This window comes from uncultured Bacteroides sp., from assembly GCF_902491285.1.
Taxonomy (GTDB): Bacteria; Bacteroidota; Bacteroidia; order Bacteroidales; family Bacteroidaceae; genus Bacteroides.
The window spans coordinates 17,403-35,530 of sequence record NZ_CABUHK010000032.1; the positions used below are offsets into that span (position 1 = coordinate 17,403).

13 protein-coding genes are annotated in these 18,128 nt (G+C 42.8%); 6 read left to right on the forward strand and 7 right to left on the reverse strand.

The window, feature by feature from the left end; all coding sequences use genetic code 11:
* The first annotated feature begins 18 nt into the window (after positions 1–18).
* The 6 genes from RDN93_RS10305 to RDN93_RS10330 are packed head-to-tail and all read left to right on the forward strand — an operon-like array spanning position 19 to position 7,441.
* Positions 19–1,683 carry a RagB/SusD family nutrient uptake outer membrane protein gene (locus RDN93_RS10305; protein ID WP_308745437.1) on the forward strand — a complete coding sequence of 555 codons (1,665 nt, stop codon included), beginning with the start codon at positions 19–21 and terminating at the stop codon, positions 1,681–1,683.
* Positions 1,684–1,713: 30 nt separating this feature from the next.
* Positions 1,714–2,676: a DUF5017 domain-containing protein gene (locus RDN93_RS10310; protein WP_308745438.1), complete on the forward strand. Its 963-nt coding sequence runs from the start codon at positions 1,714–1,716 to the stop codon at positions 2,674–2,676.
* Between the two features lie 44 nt (positions 2,677–2,720).
* Positions 2,721–4,208 (forward strand): fimbrillin family protein, encoded by a 1,488-nt coding sequence (locus tag RDN93_RS10315; RefSeq protein ID WP_308745439.1) that lies wholly within the window; start codon positions 2,721–2,723, stop codon positions 4,206–4,208.
* Between the two features lie 28 nt (positions 4,209–4,236).
* Entirely contained in the window at positions 4,237–4,938 is a 702-nt protein-coding gene (locus RDN93_RS10320; protein ID WP_308745440.1) for a DUF4627 domain-containing protein, read from the forward strand.
* A gap of 26 nt (positions 4,939–4,964) precedes the next feature.
* Positions 4,965–5,765 carry a fimbrillin family protein gene (locus RDN93_RS10325; protein ID WP_308745441.1) on the forward strand — a complete coding sequence of 267 codons (801 nt, stop codon included), beginning with the start codon at positions 4,965–4,967 and terminating at the stop codon, positions 5,763–5,765.
* Complete coding sequence (locus RDN93_RS10330; RefSeq protein ID WP_308745442.1) at positions 5,762–7,441, forward strand: DUF4955 domain-containing protein; 1,680 nt, start codon at positions 5,762–5,764, stop codon at positions 7,439–7,441. The genes RDN93_RS10325 and RDN93_RS10330 overlap by 4 nt, the downstream gene beginning before the upstream one ends.
* 3 nt (positions 7,442–7,444) lie before the next feature.
* Here the strand turns inward: RDN93_RS10330 and RDN93_RS10335 are convergent, their stop codons facing one another.
* From RDN93_RS10335 to RDN93_RS10365, 7 genes are all read right to left on the reverse strand, one after another.
* Positions 7,445–11,482 (reverse strand): two-component regulator propeller domain-containing protein, encoded by a 4,038-nt coding sequence (locus tag RDN93_RS10335; RefSeq protein WP_308745443.1) that lies wholly within the window; start codon positions 11,480–11,482, stop codon positions 7,445–7,447.
* Positions 11,483–12,046: 564 nt separating this feature from the next.
* A complete protein-coding gene (locus tag RDN93_RS10340) occupies positions 12,047–13,285 on the reverse strand; it encodes an O-antigen ligase family protein (protein WP_308745444.1) in 1,239 nt (412 codons plus the stop codon).
* 377 nt (positions 13,286–13,662) lie between these two features.
* Positions 13,663–14,451, reverse strand: coding sequence for a hypothetical protein (locus RDN93_RS10345; RefSeq protein WP_308745445.1), 789 nt, complete (start codon positions 14,449–14,451; stop codon positions 13,663–13,665).
* Between the two features lie 4 nt (positions 14,452–14,455).
* A complete protein-coding gene (locus tag RDN93_RS10350; protein ID WP_308745446.1) occupies positions 14,456–15,301 on the reverse strand; it encodes a M23 family metallopeptidase in 846 nt (281 codons plus the stop codon).
* A gap of 127 nt (positions 15,302–15,428) precedes the next feature.
* Complete coding sequence (locus tag RDN93_RS10355; protein ID WP_308745447.1) at positions 15,429–15,968, reverse strand: DUF5043 domain-containing protein; 540 nt, start codon at positions 15,966–15,968, stop codon at positions 15,429–15,431.
* Between the two features lie 10 nt (positions 15,969–15,978).
* The gene (locus RDN93_RS10360; protein ID WP_308745448.1) at positions 15,979–17,613 is read right to left on the reverse strand and encodes a hypothetical protein; all 1,635 of its coding nucleotides are present in this window, start codon (positions 17,611–17,613) and stop codon (positions 15,979–15,981) included.
* Positions 17,610–18,128 (reverse strand): hypothetical protein, encoded by a 519-nt coding sequence (locus tag RDN93_RS10365; protein WP_308745449.1) that lies wholly within the window; start codon positions 18,126–18,128, stop codon positions 17,610–17,612. The genes RDN93_RS10360 and RDN93_RS10365 overlap by 4 nt, the downstream gene beginning before the upstream one ends.

Sequence of the window (18,128 nt, forward strand, 5' to 3'; positions counted from 1 at the left end):
TGATAAAACGAAAGAAAAATGAAGAAACTATTGATATATATCGGATTGACAGCCTGCCTGTCGGCTTGTGACTTTCTGGAAACAGATACTTACGATGAGCTGTCGGAAAACAATGTGTACAACAATCTGGAGAGTTGCGAAGCGGGACTGGCAGGAATCTACGACCCGATGAGCAATTCAAAACTCTACGGCGGCCACCTTATCACTACCTGTGATGCCGGTTCGGACATCATGGTGTACAACAAGCAGTATAGTATCGGAATGACAAAGCTCTATCTCAACAACTATACTTCCGTAGACAAGGAACTGAAAGAGACATGGACGGAACTGTACAGAGGTATCAACCGCGCCAATACCTACATCGAAGCCATCACCGACAAACCGGCGGACGTATGCAAGGATGAACGCACCAAACAACGCCTGCTGGCAGAAGCCAAAGGCCTGCGTGCCCTGTACTACATGAACCTGGTAAGTTTTTGGGGAGAAGTCCCCTTACGCCTGACGGGCACCCGCGACTTGAACTCGCAGAAACTGGCGCGCAGCCCGCAAATCGACATCTACAAGCAAATCATTTCAGACCTCGAAGCCGCCGAACAGGGTTGTCTCACCGCTGATGAACTGGCAGAAGCAGGCCATATATCGGTAACTACCGCACAAGCACTTATGGCAAGGGCATATATGTGGATGTCCGGCTATCCGGTATATGCCGACAAATGGAATGAAGCACTGACCTACGCCCGCAAGGTAAGGGACAGCGAACTGCACGAACTGGTTCAGGAACGGGGTGAGCTGAACGGTTATGAAGCGCTCTTCATCGACTTGTGCTCCGACAAATATAACTGGAAAGAAAATATGTTTGAAGCGGAAATGTATGGTAACGACCTGAACATCACCCGCGAATCCGGTTCTATCGGCCTCTCTATCGGAATCACACAAGGTTCGGCCCTCGACCCCGACAACGGTTTCTGTTACGGTTTCTACAACGGTACACGTATTCTGTTCCGTATGTATGAAGAAAACGACAAGCGCAAATGGTGGAACTTCTCCAACTATGGTTTCCAGACGGAAAAGATAAACGAAAATACGGAAAAGGTAACCCGCAAATACAAGACGGAATCCGAACTGAAATCCATGCGCGACGGAGATGCTGCCAAATACCGCAGGGAATATGAAGTTGTACGCCCGCTGACACAATACACCACCTCCATCAACGTCCCTATCATGCGTTATGCGGATGTATTGCTGATGATTGCCGAAGCTGCCAACGAAGTGAACCAGGCTCCTACCCAAGAAGCGGTAGACGCTATCAATGAAGTAAGAAAAAGAGCCAAAGCCAGCGAAATCAAGCTGAGTGACTATGATTTTGAAAGTTTCCGCGAACTTGTCCGTGACGAACGTGCCCGTGAACTGTGCTACGAAGGCAACCGCAAAATGGATCTCCGCCGTTGGGGCAAAGATTATTTTGAGAAACGCATCAAGATGCTGGCAGACCAGAACATCATCGTAGGCGGAGAATATGACGGTGATATGATTGGTTATCCCATCACAGTGAGTGGTTCTTATGCAGGTGTCAATATCAAGGCACAACCCGGCATCGAACTGCAACCCAAACATATCTATTTCCCCATTCCGGAAACAGAACTGAATACCAATCCGATATGCGGACAAAACGAGGGATGGTAATTTTATAAACGATAAAAAGAACAACGCTTTATGAAGTACAAAAATACAATACTATACGGAATGTTCCTGCTATTTGCAGGTACATTCGGTTCCTGCGACAACAACGGCATTGACGACCTCGATTTCAGCATAGGTCTGAACAATCCGCAAGAAACCTTTAAAGCAGGCGACCCTGTCACTTTCAATCTGTACGGAGACCCCGATTATCTGCTCTTCTATTCAGGAGAATACGGCAAGAAATATGCCAATCGTAACCGGACAACGGCTGACGTGCAAGACTTAAGCCTAACATACAATCTGGAATTAAAATATGCAACCAAAAGATTCAGAAACGGAATACGGGTACTGATTTCAGAAGACTTCAACGGGATTTATGACGAAGAAAACATCAATAAGGCCACTTGGAGCGATATGAACGGACAATTACAAGTACCTGTTATAGAATCGGAATATGAAGGTTATGCACACGGCACCGTCAGCGACGTACAGGTTGATTTGTCCGACTACAAATACAAAAACTTCTATCTGGCAATTGAATATAACCTGCCTGCCTTGAACGATGAAGAAAAAGAGCAAAAGTATGTTCATCCCGATGTCTACTTCTATCCGAAGTTGAATCAGACCATAGATGGAAAGATGACGCAGAAGACATCTCCCAAAGCAGATTTTGGCTTTAACTTCGTAAGAATCAAATCGAACGATACTTCGAGTGACAATCCGACCGTTACCGCAGTGGACGACTCGAAAGTCTCCATCAACGGGCGTAACGGAAAAAACGGCACATATGTATGGGCAATCAGTTTACCAATAGATGCGGCAAAAGTCAGTGCCGACGAAGGGCTTTCCATCAAGAACTATTCCGCCGCCTTGCCCAGCTACACACATATTTACAATGAACCGGGAGAATATACAGCCACTTTCGTGGCACGCAACGCCAACGCATGGAATTTCACGGAACAGGTAAGAGAAATCAAAATCAAAGTGGTGGAATAACAGTCGATGATATATTATCAAACAAATAACATAATTAAACTCACATGAAGAATAAATTATTTTATACGGCATTATTGATGACCGCTGCATCACTCTCATTCTACGGATGCGACAATGACAGTGAGAAGGAAGACGAAATACAGCTCACCGATACGCCTCTTGTATTAACCGGAAAGACTTACAGCTTCGACCCGAAGGCTACAGGTGGAGAGTGGAAAAACGGAAAAAATATCGGCGTATTCCTGACAACGGAGAATGGAGAAAACATTTATGAGAATGTATTGTATAAATCCCTTGAAGTACCTGCGGGATATTTCGCCCCGCCTGTAGGAGACGACCCTATTTATTTCCCGCAAGACGGCAGCAAGACGAATCTCATCGCCTATTTCCCCTATTCGGAAAACCTGACGGAGAACCGCATATCAATGGATATATCCAATCAAAACAGTGCATCGCCTTTCAATTTCCTTTATTCCACCAATTGCAAAGGAGTGGGCAAAGACAATAATAAGGTAGCTATGGAGCTTCGGCCGGTATTGGCGCAAGTCGTACTCGACCTTGTCCCCGGTGACGGAGTGACGAAAGAATACCTGAAAGAAGCGACTGCCATGCTGAAAGGGATAGATACCAAAGCGCAGTTCAATCTTCTGTCCGGTCAGTTCGAGAATCTCGAAGCAAAGAAGGACATCACGATGAAAGCCAGTGCAACAGCCAACAGCGACACGGCACAAGTGATTCCGGCATCTTCGATTGAAGGATACCAGCTTTACGTTTCATTCCCGAAAATGAACCGTGAATATACTTGGGAATTATCGGAGAAGTTGGCCGAACTGAGACAGGGTTACCGTTACATATGTACTGCTACGATCTCTTTGGATAAGATTACCGTTGAAACAACGGAAGAACCGATTGCAGACTGGGCAGACGGCAATCAAATTACGGGAAATCTGCAGGAAAACTGGATACTGAGAACAATCGACGATTTACCGGCAGGAGACATAAAAGCAGAGACAGCAAATGACAAACCCTGGCAATATGAAATCGGTGACTGGATATTTGTAGCAAAGGGAGTCAGTCAGGCCGGAGCGGCAGCAGTAGTCAACGATCCGTCTTTGGGACATAATGTGATACATTGCAAAATAAACGATAACAATACCTGGTATAAGACTTATATCGCTCACAGAATGCAATCTCCGAAACGGGAAGTATATACTCTCAAGTTCAAAATGAAAGGTACTGCCAACAAGTCGGTAAGATGTTTCATCTTGAGAGAAGATAAAAAGATTATAGCTATCAACGCTGCTGACAATAAATATCAAGGAGCTTACATATTCAACCTTACAGATGAGTATAAGGAATACCGGATAGACTTCGATTTCTCCAAACAAGTTTTAAGCATCTATGATACCGTCACAGAATATACAGCAACAACCGATGAAGTTCTGGACAATCTGTTTCTCCAGTTCTCACCTGCGAGCAACGATACCGAATTCTATCTGTATGACGTAGTACTTGAACTCAAAAAAAACTAATTGATAACAACTCTAAAAAACAAAAAGTATGAAAACAATGAATTTTAAACTGGGATTGGCATCCTTATTGGCTGCTGCCCTTCTGACTTCAGTGAACGCAAAAGCATCTGACAACAACGCCGACAAGCAAAAAGACAAAGTGGAGATTAAAGCTATCGCCAGTCTGCCCGTGGGAAGTATAGCCCCGGTACAAGACGATAAAGCCAATCCCGAAGAGACAGACATATGGCTTTACCGCGTGGCGGGAGAACTGGAAACGGGAGACGTGAAAGTAGAACTCGACAAAGCGTTGAAGCACAACGTAATCCGTTGTGACTTCTATCAGCAGAAGAGTTGGTATGGCACTTACTTGTGTTATCGTACCAAGAACCAGGAAATGCAACGCAAAGTGTACCGTCTCACCTTCAAGGCAAAAGGCACTTCGGGCAACAACATGAAAGTTATCATCATCGGCAACAACGGTAAGGAATGCGTCATTGCAGCACGCAACAACGAATCCGAAACACCTTCAGGATACAGACAAATCAGCTTGAAGAAGGATTACACCGAGTATGCGCTCGATTTCGACTTCTCACAGAAAGTGAAAGCTCCTTATCCGTATCCTGACGGCAACGGCGAACTGGGAGAAACATCGGACGAAGTGCTGACTAATTTCTTCATCATGTTCTCTCCGAACAGCGAATTCACCAAATTCGTACTGGACGACGTGAAACTTGAACTGAAAAAGTAACACTATTCCCCTAACAACAAATAATCATGAGAACACAATACATACGATTGGGAATGATGTCATTACTGGCAATCCTTCTCGGCTCGTGCAGTCAGGATGTGATGGACGATATATCCCCCCGGGAAACGGGTAAAGAGATTGTTTTCAGCACCACCATCATGCAGACACGCACGCAGACCACCGATCGGAAGACTGTGTTTGTAGACGAAGACCACATAGGGGTCTTCGTCCTCAACCGGTCCACTTCCACATCTCTTCACACCAACCTGGATTATCTGTATAAAGAAAACGCATGGAACTCCGAAGCTCCTATCACTTTCCCACTCGACGGGAGCGATGTCAACTTCTACGCTTACTACCCGTACGCAGAAGGAAATACGGCAACCACTTTCGACTTTACCGTAGATACAGACCAGGCCACCAACGGCTTGAACCACAGTGACCTGCTGCTGGCTAAGAACGAGACATCGGAAACGAACGACGACGCAGTTACGCTTTCGTTTACCCACGCTCTGGCACTACTGGAAGTAAAAGTCTCCCTGCCCGCAGGAGTAAAAGCAGACAAAGTGACACTGAAAGCCCACACCACCGCTTCAGTAGACCTCAAGGGACAGGCCGCAACTGTAAAAACAGATGTTGCCATATCCGAAATCACCCTGATGAAACTCAACGACGATACCTTCCGCGGTGTAGTCCCCGCACAGGAATTAAGCGAAAAGTGTATCCTAATCATCGGTGACAACGGCGCATCATACAGGTACACAGCCGGCAGTCCGCTGACACTGCAAGCCAACAGTATCAACACCTTAACCGCTACTTGCCAATGAAACTATCGGGAAACATGCTGGGGAAGAGTATCTTCTACCTGCTTTGTTTACTGGTGACAGCGGCCTGCCATTCCGACGAAAAACCGGAAGAGGCAGGCCCTTTGCCTGTTATACCAGAACCGGAACCGGAGCCTGAACCGGGAATTCCCGATTGCAAAGCATGGACAGATTTTATGGCAGGCAACGAAGCGAATGTACTTCTTGATTTCTCCTATGCCGGATACGGACACGGAGAAACGGCACCACCCGATGTATGGACATTGGGATATACTGTTTATGACGTCACCGACTACGGAGCTATCCCCGACGACGGTAAATCCGACCGGGAAGCCTTACTGAAGATTCTCGATAAAATAGGTATCAACGGCAACCGCAAAGCCAACGCCCTGATTTACTTTCCCGAAGGTGAATTCATCCTCTATGATGAAAGCGACCGGGGAGACGCAGCCAATGACGTGAGAATGCAGATACGTGCCGGAAACTTCATACTGAAAGGAGCCGGACGAGACAAGACTACCATCACCATGGCAGCCCCCTACCCGCCCCTGCCCAACGTGGAATGGGCGGGGTCCATGTTCGACATCAAGAACTGGAACGGATTCTCGAACTTGCTTGCAAACGTAACGGGAAGTTCTCCAAAGGGTAGTTTCTCCGTAGAAGTGGCTTCTACGGGAAGTATCCGACCGGGCGACCGCGTCTGTCTGAAACTGGAAGACAACTCTCCCGAACTGATTGCCGAAGAGTTGCATCCTTACCAATGGATGAGCTCCATGACACAGTTACAGACGCAAGGCGTGCAGGTGTACGACTTCCACGAGGTGAAATCCGTCAGCGGCAACCGCATCACCTTCGTCGAACCTATCATGCATGAAGTAAATCCCCGCTGGAACTGGACAGTATGCCACTACGACTGCTACGAGAACGTGGGAGTGGAAGACTTGTCTTTCAAAGGACAGGCAGGAGAGAACTTCATTCACAGTCAATGGTATGAAAATTCAGCCTACAAGCCACTCAGCTTTCAGCAGATAGTCAATGGCTGGGTACGCCGGGTAGACTTCTACAGTGTCAGCGAGGCAGCCACTTTCACCTTGTGCGCCAATATATCCGCCTACGATATCCGCATCGGCGGAAACCGTGGACACTGCTCCGTACATACTTCCGGCTCATCGCGGGTGTTGATAGCGGACGTAAGGGACGAAGCAAAATCAACAGCTATGGCAAATGCAGGACAATGGCACGCAGTAGGCGTCAGCAAGCAATCATTGGGCACCGTCATCAAGGACTGCACCTGGGGAAATGACACTAATTTCGAATCACACGCCACACAGCCCAGGGCGACTTTGCTGGATGGCTGTACGGGTGGTTTTCTCCAGTCCCACCAAGGTGGGGACACGAACCAGTTGCCCAATCATCTGGACGACTTGGTGCTTTGGAATTTCTGCGCCACCCGCGTGCTCTCCAATGAAGCCACCAACTGGATATGGTGGAGTGACGAACGCGGCTGGAAATTTCTTCCGCCGGTTATCGTAGGTTTTCATGGAGAAAATGTTGATTTTGAAGTATCACAAGTGAAACTTATGGAGAGTTACGGCCAAAAAGTTAATCCGAAGTCTCTCTATGAAGCACAGTTACAACGCCGGCTGGGATATTTGCCGGACATTGATTATCTGCAATAGAGTTTACTCCCGACTGTCTTCCTCTTCCTTATTCCCCGTCCGGTAATACAGCGGACTGATACCATACATATCTTTGAAACAACGGCTGAAATAACGCTGGGAGCTGAATCCTGTACGTTCCGAAACTTCGGTAACGGACAGGTACAGCTCATGTTTCAACATCCAGGCGGCCTTCTTCAAACGTATAGTCAAAATGAACTCATTCGGTGTCTGCCCTGTGATAGCCTTTATCTTGGTGAAGAAGTTGGTACGGGAGATGTATAACTCCTTAATCAAATCGGACAACGAATACTCCGAGTTATCCAGGTTCTTTTCGATAATGGCAACCGTGCGATCCAGCAAATCCTTATCCATCGGATTAGTAGCCAACATCTGCACCTGTGTCTGCGGCTGTCTGCTGAACTTCTCCTGCAATACCCTGCGGCTGTTCACCAGATTATTACATCTTGAAATCAGCAGGCTCACATTGAAAGGTTTGGTGATATAATCATCCGCGCCAATCCGCAATCCTTCGATAGTATGCTCGATGGCAGTACGCGCCGTCAACAGTACGACAGGGATATGGCACGTCTCAAAGTTCGCCTTTATCTGCCTGCAAAGCTCTATCCCCGTCATCTTGGGCATCATAATATCACTTATAATAATGTCCGGCATCACTTCCTGCGCCTTTTGCAATCCCTCCTCTCCATCAGGAGCGGTAATAACCTCATAATAAGGTTCGAATAAGCCTGCCAGCATCTCCCTCAAAGAAGCATTGTCTTCTACAATCAGCATTTTGGCCCCTTTGATTCTGTTCTGTACATCTTCGTCCATTACTTGCTGTTCCAGTTGCAACTGCGGTTCGGCAGGCATACTCAAAGGTTCTTCCTTTACAGGTTCCGTATCAATCTGCTCTTTCAGGAAGTGTTCTTTTCCCAGTTTCAGGTAGATGGTAAAGGTGGTACCTTTATCCAAATGGCTGCTGACCTCAATGCGCCCTTTATGCAGTTCGATAATACCCTTGCTCAAAGCCAGGCCGATGCCCGTTCCCTGTGTACCGACCGAATCGCTGCCCACCTGATAGAAACGTTCAAAGATCTTTTCTATCTCTTCCGGACTGATGCCTGCACCGCTATCACGGACTTCAATCACCGCTTCTTCTCCTTTCTTATATACATTCAAAGAGATAGTCCCCCCTTTCGGCGTATATTTGAATGCATTGGACAACAGGTTGTTTATCACTTTCTGCAACTGTCGCGAGTCATACCACACTTCCAGTTTCTCCTCTCCCTTGTCGAACCGGAAATGTACGTTGCAAGTAGCGGCATACTCCACATAAAGAAGATAATTCTCATACAGAAAATCAACCAGCTCATGCCTGCTCACCTTTATCTTCATATGCCCCTGCTCCTGCTTGCGGAAATCGAGCAACTCGCTAATCAACTCGCGTAGCTGCAAACCATTCTTATAGATGTTCAGCAACTTATTGTAAGCCGCAGGCGAGAAAGACTGCCCTTGCAACAGCATTTCTATCTGCCCGATGATGATGGTCAGCGGAGTGCGGAACTCATGCGAAATATTGGTAAAGAAACGGAGCTTCGACTGGTTCAGTTCCTCTACATCACGGATATGCTGCTGCTCGTATTTCAAAGACTCCTGCAACCGGATGCGGTCACGATATGCCTTTATGAGATAGAACAGGATAATACCTGTGACAATGACATATAGCAGATAAGCCCAACCGGTCTTATAGAACGGCGGCAGGACGGTTATCGCCAGGCGGCACTCCGACTGGTACACGTGATTCGCACCCGCAGCCTTGACAATCAGCGTATAATCTCCCGCGGGAAGATTGGTGTAGGTAATCATCTTCTGCCCGTGAGTTTGCGCCCACTCATCCGAGAAACCTTCCAGTTTGTAAATAAGCTCGTTCTTGTTCGCTGCAATATAATTAGTCATCGCAAATTCAATGCTCAATACGGAATGGTTGCTTTTCAAAGTTATGGAAGAAGCATCATAGAGAGAAGATTTCAGTATGCCGGTTTCATCATTGATACCGACTTCATTGCCGTTTACCCATAACCTCACAGGTATAATATTATAAGGTTTGAGAGGAATATCCAAATCTTTCTCATAGAAAGAAATCATGCCTTTCACTCCACCCAGGAATATTTCTCCGTCCTTACACTGATACAGTGAGTTCTCGTTGAGCGTAGTAAAAGGAAAGCCGTTTTCACTATTATGATTGTAGAATAGCTTGGTGTAATAGTCAAAGATGGTAAAGCCCTGGTTGGTAGTCAGCAACAGTTTTCCGTTTTGGGATTCTGTGATGGAATAAACACAGTCGCTCCCAAGCCCGTTGTTGCGTGCGTTGAAGTTCTCGAACTTACCCGTCTCACGGTAATAGACATCTATGCCCGAGCTGACCGTAGAGAACCACAGGTTATGATGCCGGTCTTCGATAATACTGGTAATAATATTGTCGCTAATCGTATTCTCCGCTTCGGGAGTATATTTGTAATTCACCAGTTGCCTGGTATCAAACCGATAGGAAAACACTCCCTTACCTTCCACCGCAATCCACAGGATTCCTTGTGAGTCAATGAACAAACGATGGCAGAACAAGTCGAGCAACAGGGTAAACTTCTCCGTTTTCGGATTGAAGCGATATACTCCGTCATATGAAGCTATTAAAAGTTCCCTACCATAAGGAATAATATCCAATACGACATTCGATGTCATTTCACCCGCCATTTCAGGCATCCTGTATTGTGTAATCCGGTCGGTTTTCATATCCAGCTTGTTCATCCCTTCCTGATGAGTGCCAATCCAGAGCACATCGTCCTGCGCATCATAGTACAAAGACTTTATATTATTATGAGACAGCGAATTGCTTGCTCCTTCTTTATGCTTATACCACTTGAAACATTTCTTCCTGCGGTCATAATAGTTCAGTCCGCCCCCTTCGGTGGCAATCCACAGATTCCCCAGCCTGTCTTCCGCCATGCATCCGATGACGGGATAGTTCAGCCCTTCACTTTCATGAATACCGGGACGATAATAAGTATAAATTTCATATTCGGGATTAAAGTAGTTCACTCCGCCGAAGTAAGTTCCCACCCACAGCGTACCTTGATGGTCATTAATAATACAATAGACGGATGAATTACTCAAGCTGCCCGCCATATCCGAAGGCGCATAACAGGTAAACTTCCGTGTTTTCTTATCAAACTTGTTCAGACCGTTGAAGGTGGCAATCCACATATTCCCCTGATTATCTTCGCAACAGTCTCTTACCGAATTGGACGAAAGTTCTTTCCGCCCGTTTTTCCTGCCATCCGTATAATTGACTATTCCACTGTCCGACAGGTGGAAAAGTCCGTCCTCCCAAGCAGATATCCATATATCCCCGGACGTATCCTGATACAGATTATAAATATAGACTTGAGGCAATACACATTCCGGCACACTGTGTCCTTTTTTGAGGCAATACAATCCTTTACGTGTCCCAATCCACAGATTACCGTCCCTGTCTTTCAACAGAGACACAATCAGCAGATGGACATCCAAAGAACAATAAGGTTTCAACTGCCGCGATTGCGGGTCGTAATAATTCACCTGCCAGTCTCCACCCGTAAACAGCGTATCGGCTCCATAGGTAATATTATATACTCCGCCTTTCTGGATGGTATGAAACTTTTCCGAATGCATATCAAACTCACATAATCCTTCCGAAGTCTGTATGTACAGCGTTCCTTTATCGTTTCCACAAATAGCTCTCACAAGATTACCCACAAGGGAACTCTGGTCTTCCTTATCATGCTTATAGTATTGTATCCGGTTGCCGTCATACACGTTAAGCCCGTCACGCGTACCCATCCATATCCGTCCGAGTTCGTCCTTATGCAGAGCATAGACGGAAAACTGAGAAAGTCCGTTTTCGGTAGATAAGTAATTGAAAGAAATGTCTTGGGCAGAAAGAGTGGTGGTTCCTAAAACGGCTATCAACCAAAGGCATAACCGCAAAAGCGCATTTAAAGAGTATAAATGTGTGTATCTCATAAATATTCTGTATTATAGAAACGGAACAAAGATACTAAAAAAACAAGTATAGTTATACTTAATTATAAAATCTCTTATTCACATTCATCACGGTTTCCTTAGGTACTCATTCATAGACAGTTCCGGTGAAGAAACGACAAAAAATACAGTATTCACCAATCTTCACGCCTTCACGTCCCTCATAGGATTTGCATTCTTCCGACTCATATCAGCAATAAAATGACACATAGTACATAAAGGAAGGAGGACCGATTATGGTATAATTCAGGTAGCCAGCAGTCTTTTCAATATCAGCCAACTCCAGTTGTCCACTTAGACAACTATAGCCGTCTGATTGGCTGACTAAAGTTGACCAGATAGCCGACTTCAGTCGGCTTATGTGCGGATTGGATGATTGAGCAAACAAGAATTAGACTTTGTGTCCATCTCTCTTGATATATTTCCCTCAGCAGTGAAGGCTGTGAAGATTGTGAAGCAAACATTTCCCCCTTGTATGTTCACAGTATTCAATTTATATAATGACAGTTATCTTCGTGTGAAAGAGATGAATAGAAGAATAGTAATTTATTTCTCCAGAAGTCGCTGTTTAATTTCCGCTATCATTTTCAAGACTCCCGTACTCTCGACTTTTACTTCCATATTCAAGATGTATTCGCCCATCAGCCGGAAACGCAACATATCTCCCATTTCATAGTAGAGCATAGCTAATTTATATCTCGGAGTTACGCGGCAAGGAATCATGTCCGCACTCAATTGATAAGCCTTTATTGCCTCATCAAGACAGTTACACGCAACATACAAATCACCTATGTCACACCACAATTCAGAAGTTGGAATAACAGTTGCCGAAAATCTCATAATATCCAAACTCTTGGAAGTCGGGTAATATCGGAAACTATATTGAGCATAAATATCCAGTAAATGAGGAAATGCCGCCAACTCTTTCTTATGGCGGTTGAAATACAGTTCCGATTCACTAATCGATTCTCCGAACGGATTTCTATAAAACTCTTTTATAGAAGAATCTAATATGTAATATCGATAACATCCATAAGAGAAGAAGCACAAACAGACAATACTTACACCATATATAATAAATTTTTTCAAAGGCAATTTGCATACGATTTCCTGCCAGACATTCATTCCTCCCAACAAAAAAGGAGTCATTATCCATAATAAAAATGTATGACTCGGATATGAAAACATCGAAAATATGACAAATGCAATAAATGCACCTCCCAATATAAGATTATCCTTTTGGAGAGCATTCAATAACACCACTATGCAGATAGCAAGTGCAATGAATAACCCTAATATCCCCAGTTCAACCGCTATTAGAAAGAATTCATTATAAGGATAAATTATATTATCTGCCAATATCTTGTATTGTGAATCCGGATTTTTCTGAAAATAACAGGCTTGATAGTACATATATTCTTTAGGAAAACTTCCGATACCATGCCCCGCTATCGGAGAATCGGTTATCATGTCGGCTGTGATTCTCCAAATTAATAAGCGACCATTTGCAGAATCTTGTTTATAGTAATAAGCACCTATAATGAGAAGAACTCCAATCAACAATAATATACAACGCACCCATAGCCGTATTTTCAAATATCCTCTATATTTATACCAAATAAATCCGCAACCAATCATTGCAGCCAGCCAGCCGGCACGAGAATCCGACAGGACAAGAACGTATGCAAACAACAAAATCAGCCCCGACAAAACGAGTTTCAATAATTTATTATGTAAGACTTGCATTTGAAATATCCCAAATGCTACCGTAATGGCCAAACTCATGAATATTCCCAATTGTCCGGGGTTACCGAATGTTCCGGTTATTTCAAAAGTTCGATGAAGACTTTCTGCCCAATGTAATTGCTGGCAAACTGATAAAAAAGATTCGTAAACACTGATAATTATAATAATCCATGATATATACAGTTTCTGACGTAAACTCCGGGCAACAATATAGCAAAAACAACCTATCGCTCCTTTTGACAGAACAAACAAATTGAAACCTTCCGGATGAATACATAAACTTATTATGAGTATGATGACATAACATACTAACAAGCAATCTATACAGTTTAGTTTTACTGTCTCTTTTCCGAAAAGGCTAATCTTATGCATACTAGTTTTAAAATATCAATTCATCACTACAAAAGTAACTCTACTCAATCATCATTATGGATAAAATCTGCAAAGTCTTTTTCAAACTGCTTGAATCCTCCTGAATAGATTTTGTCTATTCGTTCAGAAATTGTTGATGAATCATCCACATCTTTCAGAGAGTACACAAACCTTTTCAGCATATCTCCAGGTAGTTCTTCAATCCAAAACGCGACAAGCGCATGTGAGAGCGTGTAAGAATACCCCTCATTAGTAAATTCTTCAATCATAAATTCATCTCGCAGACCATTTATAAACTCAAGAAGATTAATTTCTCCCAACATATACATTGAGCGGATTCTACCAAATTCATAATCCGTAAGTGAATGCCGGACTCCTTTCTTTGTTATCACGCTATTCTCAAAATATCTGGCCAAACCTTCATTAAACCATTTAGGAATATGTACCCCTATTATATGTCTAGCGAAATGATGACTAAGCTCGTGATAAATAATGGAAAGAGTTCTTTTACGTCCATTTTCCGCTCCCAATATTACAATCTTATTCTGAGCTGTCACATACAAGCCGGCCACTTTTTCCCATGTTGTTACACCAATACTTTTTAGAAATATCTTAGCCGCTTCCTTCTTCTCAAACATATAGAGGTGAACAATAGTCAGAGTATCGGGCAATCCGAATTGCGAATAAAATTCAGCTTCGTGCACAAACATCTTTTCTATTTTTCCACGCTCCTCTTCAGACAGAGGGTCACCGTTATATTCAATCTGCAATACCTGTCCGCAGAGTTGAACACAAAAAATAAACAGTGACAAAAGAATTAATGATATACGCATAATGTCATTTCGTAGATTTCTGTTTCAAATATTTTTTCTTTTCGCGCTTATCCATGTCCTGCATGATAAGTTCATCATCAGTCAATGCCTGATAATAAGACCTTTCCTTAAGCTTCACGTCTCCTTCAGCCGTACGGAACATCGGAATGAAATGAGAATAAGGATAGCCGTTAAACTTCTCTCCTGTGAATTTATTTTTGTCCAGGAAGAAAAAAGAAATTGATATGCCGTTACTACCGGCCAATCCTATAGGCTGTCCGGTCAGTATAGCCTCTCCCGGCTGAACAAGAATTTCAGCCATGAAAATATATATGGAAAAAGTATTGTCGGCATGGTATATGAGCAAATGGTCGGGATGATGTATTCTGCAAACAACCCCACCCCTTGTTGCATAAATTGTATCTCGTTCGTTCAAACGAAACCTCATAGTCTTTCGTGATTCCCTCATGTCAGTTTCCCAATTAATCTTTTTACCACTTTTCACAGGTAACGCATAAGGAGTAGTAATCTTAAATTTGTCAGGGAATTTGCCACGACAAAGATAATAGTAACCCCACTCTTTAAACGAATTGTCTACTTTCGATTCAAAATCTTTAGTATATACCGTATTCTTTCCCGGAGACAGGTTATAAGACTCATCCATTTCGCGATACAAATAGTAATCGCAAAAATCCTCATTGTAATAATTCAAGTCCAAATTTCTCAGATTATTTCTTTCCCATTTGCCTTGAATATCACTGCGTTGGCGTAATAATATCACATCGTTTAATGACTGGGCATGAATGTTACCAGCAAATAATATCGAAACTAATATTATGGAAAATCTAACATTTTGTTTTATGAATTTCATAATAATCTTTTTTATAATTATTTTACTCAAACAGACTTTGAATAGAGATAAAGAAGATGCCCATTTGTGCGTCATCTTCTTTATCGAATTCTATTTATCAATTTATACTAAATATAAATCTCTTATTTTAAAATGAAAAAGCTTCCCAACGATATACATAATTAAATGTTTTAGCTAATGGGCTCAAAGTGTATTGTAAACCCACTAATTTTGTTTCCAATTCACGAAATACTGAAACAGGAATAGTAGCATAAGGTCCAGCATTTGTAAAGGTATAATAAACCTCATCTATTTTTCCCGTTTCTGAATTAACACATACTGTTATAATTACCTCGCGTCTTTTCAAATGCTCCTTATACTTTACAAAAGCATTCTTCATAGCTAATTCCATTTTCTTATCAGAAGCGTCCCCAATAGCATCTTCCACCAATACAGGAACATAATTTTCTGGAGTAACATAAAATATTTCACCCGTACTTTTTATCACCTGTGGAGTATATGTCCATTTATTATTTTTATTGTACAGAGTTACAGAACGTGATACAACATCACATTGATAGGTATAACCTTGCTCATGAAATGTCTTCGTAACAGCATAGTAATTAGTTTGTGACATCATACTTATAGTATAAATCAAAAAAGTTATTAATATCATAATCTGTTTCATATTCATTCTTTTATTTATTACAATCAATTGTTATTTTTTGTATATTAGATAAATTTTTGGAACCTTTCCTGCTAGATAACCAAGAATAATCAAGATTATCATAGCCGACTCTTCGAAATCCATCTATTGTATGCTTCATAAATTCATCCTGTAAATCATTTTCCGTTATTCCAGGTAGTAGCCTTCCATGATTATCAATATAATTTTTTAAATCACGAACTGCTTTCCAACGAGAATCAAATTTTGTTCTTTCTTTCCATAACTTCCATTCATTTTCAGACATCTGTTCAATGAATATTTGTTGAGCAAAGTGTGCCTCAAATTCCAAATTTAAATTAGCTCCATTCCATGTTTCCTGTTCTGTATAAGATTGTAATGCATGAAACATTTCATGAAACAAATAACTACTTTCAGCATTCGTTCTCAATTTAATACCACCAAAACCTGGATCAAATTTAGAGTCTCCTTCATTAATAAAATCTAATTTAAGTGTTTTGCCATCCAACACTCCAAGCAGTTCTTTTATTAATTTATCACCAATGCAAGTATTCGTTATTTGTAGAATTTTCTCATTGGCTATTATCCAATTAGATTCTATCATCTTAGAATTTCTAAACAACTTTTTTGCTATCATAGTAGTATCCGGTCCAATAGGTTCGCCAGGTTCTGTCGGCGGAGTAGGTTGAGGTAGATCTCCAACACAACTTCCACCACAACCTATACTACCACAAAGTGGACAAACATCAGGTATTGGGTCCGGGTCAACTGGAAATACCGGATCAGTCCCTTCGCCTGGATCGAAAGGTTCACCAGGACCAATAGGCGGTACAGTCTCGCCGCCAGTTCCACCAGGCACGCCGGGTTGCTCCGGTTGACCAGTTCCACCAGGGGTATCAGGCGTAATATCCACTGGAGGAATCCATACGCTATCCGGTTTTCCGTCCCCATCGGAATCATACAAAATCTCATTATTATCTTCATCCCAAAAGTAACCGTCTCCCAAATCTGTATAATTGCCTAATCCATAGTTCCAGTCGTCATTATCAGGCAAAGGGGGTAAAGAAGGATATCCATCTCCATAATCCCATTCGCCAAAACGGGTAGTGGCAACAGCCATACGTCTGAAAGTCATTCCTTCCAATATTGAACGCAAAACCTTTACTCGCTGTCCAAGGGTTTCCATATCACCCGGTATAAAAACGCCCTGCATTTTCACACCGTCGATATAGCGATTAACCCTCACAAGACGACCATTCAGAGGATTCGTATAGATAGCTACACCAGAGAAACAAGCTTTATCACTGCAATTGATAAACAAGTCACAAATATTCTTTTTGTGTTTTACATAGCAATCTTTAGTAGGTATAAGAGTGAGGATGTATTGCCCCAAGGCTTCCGTCTCAACATCTTTCACTATAATAAGTTTTTGAGAAACAGGCACTACACTGACACGTGCTACTCCTCCTTTAAAATCATAAGATGTAACCTGATATCGGGTGTTTGTCTCTATTGAAATGTCATAACCCGCCAAATTCCTTTGAGCAGAACCAACTACATTATCCCACTTTGGAGTAAAATCCTGCGGAGACAGAGATGTCTTACTCATTTTTCCACCTGTACGAGTATTTGTGCTACCTTGCATCATCTTCTTTTCAAAACAATGCGCTCTTTATGCTTTCTATTCATCTCATTCTCTTTTTCATACTTCACGGACTCTTCATCCGTCCCTTTCCATAACGCATTATGTTCTTTAAATTGCTCTCTCTCCATTTCATACAATGTACGCATCTTATTGTAAGGAATGAGACGATTGTCACTCAACATCTGGTAACGTTCCCCATCTTGGGTACAGTAACTCCAAGTACGATATTTACCGCCATAAAAGGTCTGATTAATGATTGTTCCGTACCTCTTGTACAATTTGCTTTGCTCTGTTCGGAACTGTTGAGAAGTCATCTTCCGACTCTTCAACCCATCATTCTCCCGATTTAAAGACGTTAGAATTTCTTCGTAAGCATCCGCCTTTTCAGCATCCACCCCATACGTCTTCATTACATACTCTTTGTGCTTACCTACATCTGTGTTCTGCACATTTCTTGTTTGTGCATAGCCTATGCCTCCTGTCAGAAGCAAAGCCAGGGAAAAAATAATTTTTCTCAT

What these genes read in the sequence shown, in the direction of transcription:
- RDN93_RS10305 (WP_308745437.1), top strand. Translation starts at nt 19, where the DNA reads ATGAAGAAACTATTGATATATATCGGATTGACAGCCTGCCTGTCGGCT.
- RDN93_RS10310 (WP_308745438.1), top strand. Translation starts at nt 1,714, where the DNA reads ATGAAGTACAAAAATACAATACTATACGGAATGTTCCTGCTATTTGCA.
- RDN93_RS10315 (WP_308745439.1), top strand. Translation starts at nt 2,721, where the DNA reads ATGAAGAATAAATTATTTTATACGGCATTATTGATGACCGCTGCATCA.
- RDN93_RS10320 (WP_308745440.1), top strand. Translation starts at nt 4,237, where the DNA reads ATGAAAACAATGAATTTTAAACTGGGATTGGCATCCTTATTGGCTGCT.
- RDN93_RS10325 (WP_308745441.1), top strand. Translation starts at nt 4,965, where the DNA reads ATGAGAACACAATACATACGATTGGGAATGATGTCATTACTGGCAATC.
- RDN93_RS10330 (WP_308745442.1), top strand. Translation starts at nt 5,762, where the DNA reads ATGAAACTATCGGGAAACATGCTGGGGAAGAGTATCTTCTACCTGCTT.
- RDN93_RS10335 (WP_308745443.1), bottom strand. Translation starts at nt 11,482, where the DNA reads ATGAGATACACACATTTATACTCTTTAAATGCGCTTTTGCGGTTATGC.
- RDN93_RS10340 (WP_308745444.1), bottom strand. Translation starts at nt 13,285, where the DNA reads ATGAGTTTGGCCATTACGGTAGCATTTGGGATATTTCAAATGCAAGTC.
- RDN93_RS10345 (WP_308745445.1), bottom strand. Translation starts at nt 14,451, where the DNA reads ATGCGTATATCATTAATTCTTTTGTCACTGTTTATTTTTTGTGTTCAA.
- RDN93_RS10350 (WP_308745446.1), bottom strand. Translation starts at nt 15,301, where the DNA reads ATGAAATTCATAAAACAAAATGTTAGATTTTCCATAATATTAGTTTCG.
- RDN93_RS10355 (WP_308745447.1), bottom strand. Translation starts at nt 15,968, where the DNA reads ATGAAACAGATTATGATATTAATAACTTTTTTGATTTATACTATAAGT.
- RDN93_RS10360 (WP_308745448.1), bottom strand. Translation starts at nt 17,613, where the DNA reads ATGATGCAAGGTAGCACAAATACTCGTACAGGTGGAAAAATGAGTAAG.
- RDN93_RS10365 (WP_308745449.1), bottom strand. Translation starts at nt 18,128, where the DNA reads ATGAGAAAAATTATTTTTTCCCTGGCTTTGCTTCTGACAGGAGGCATA.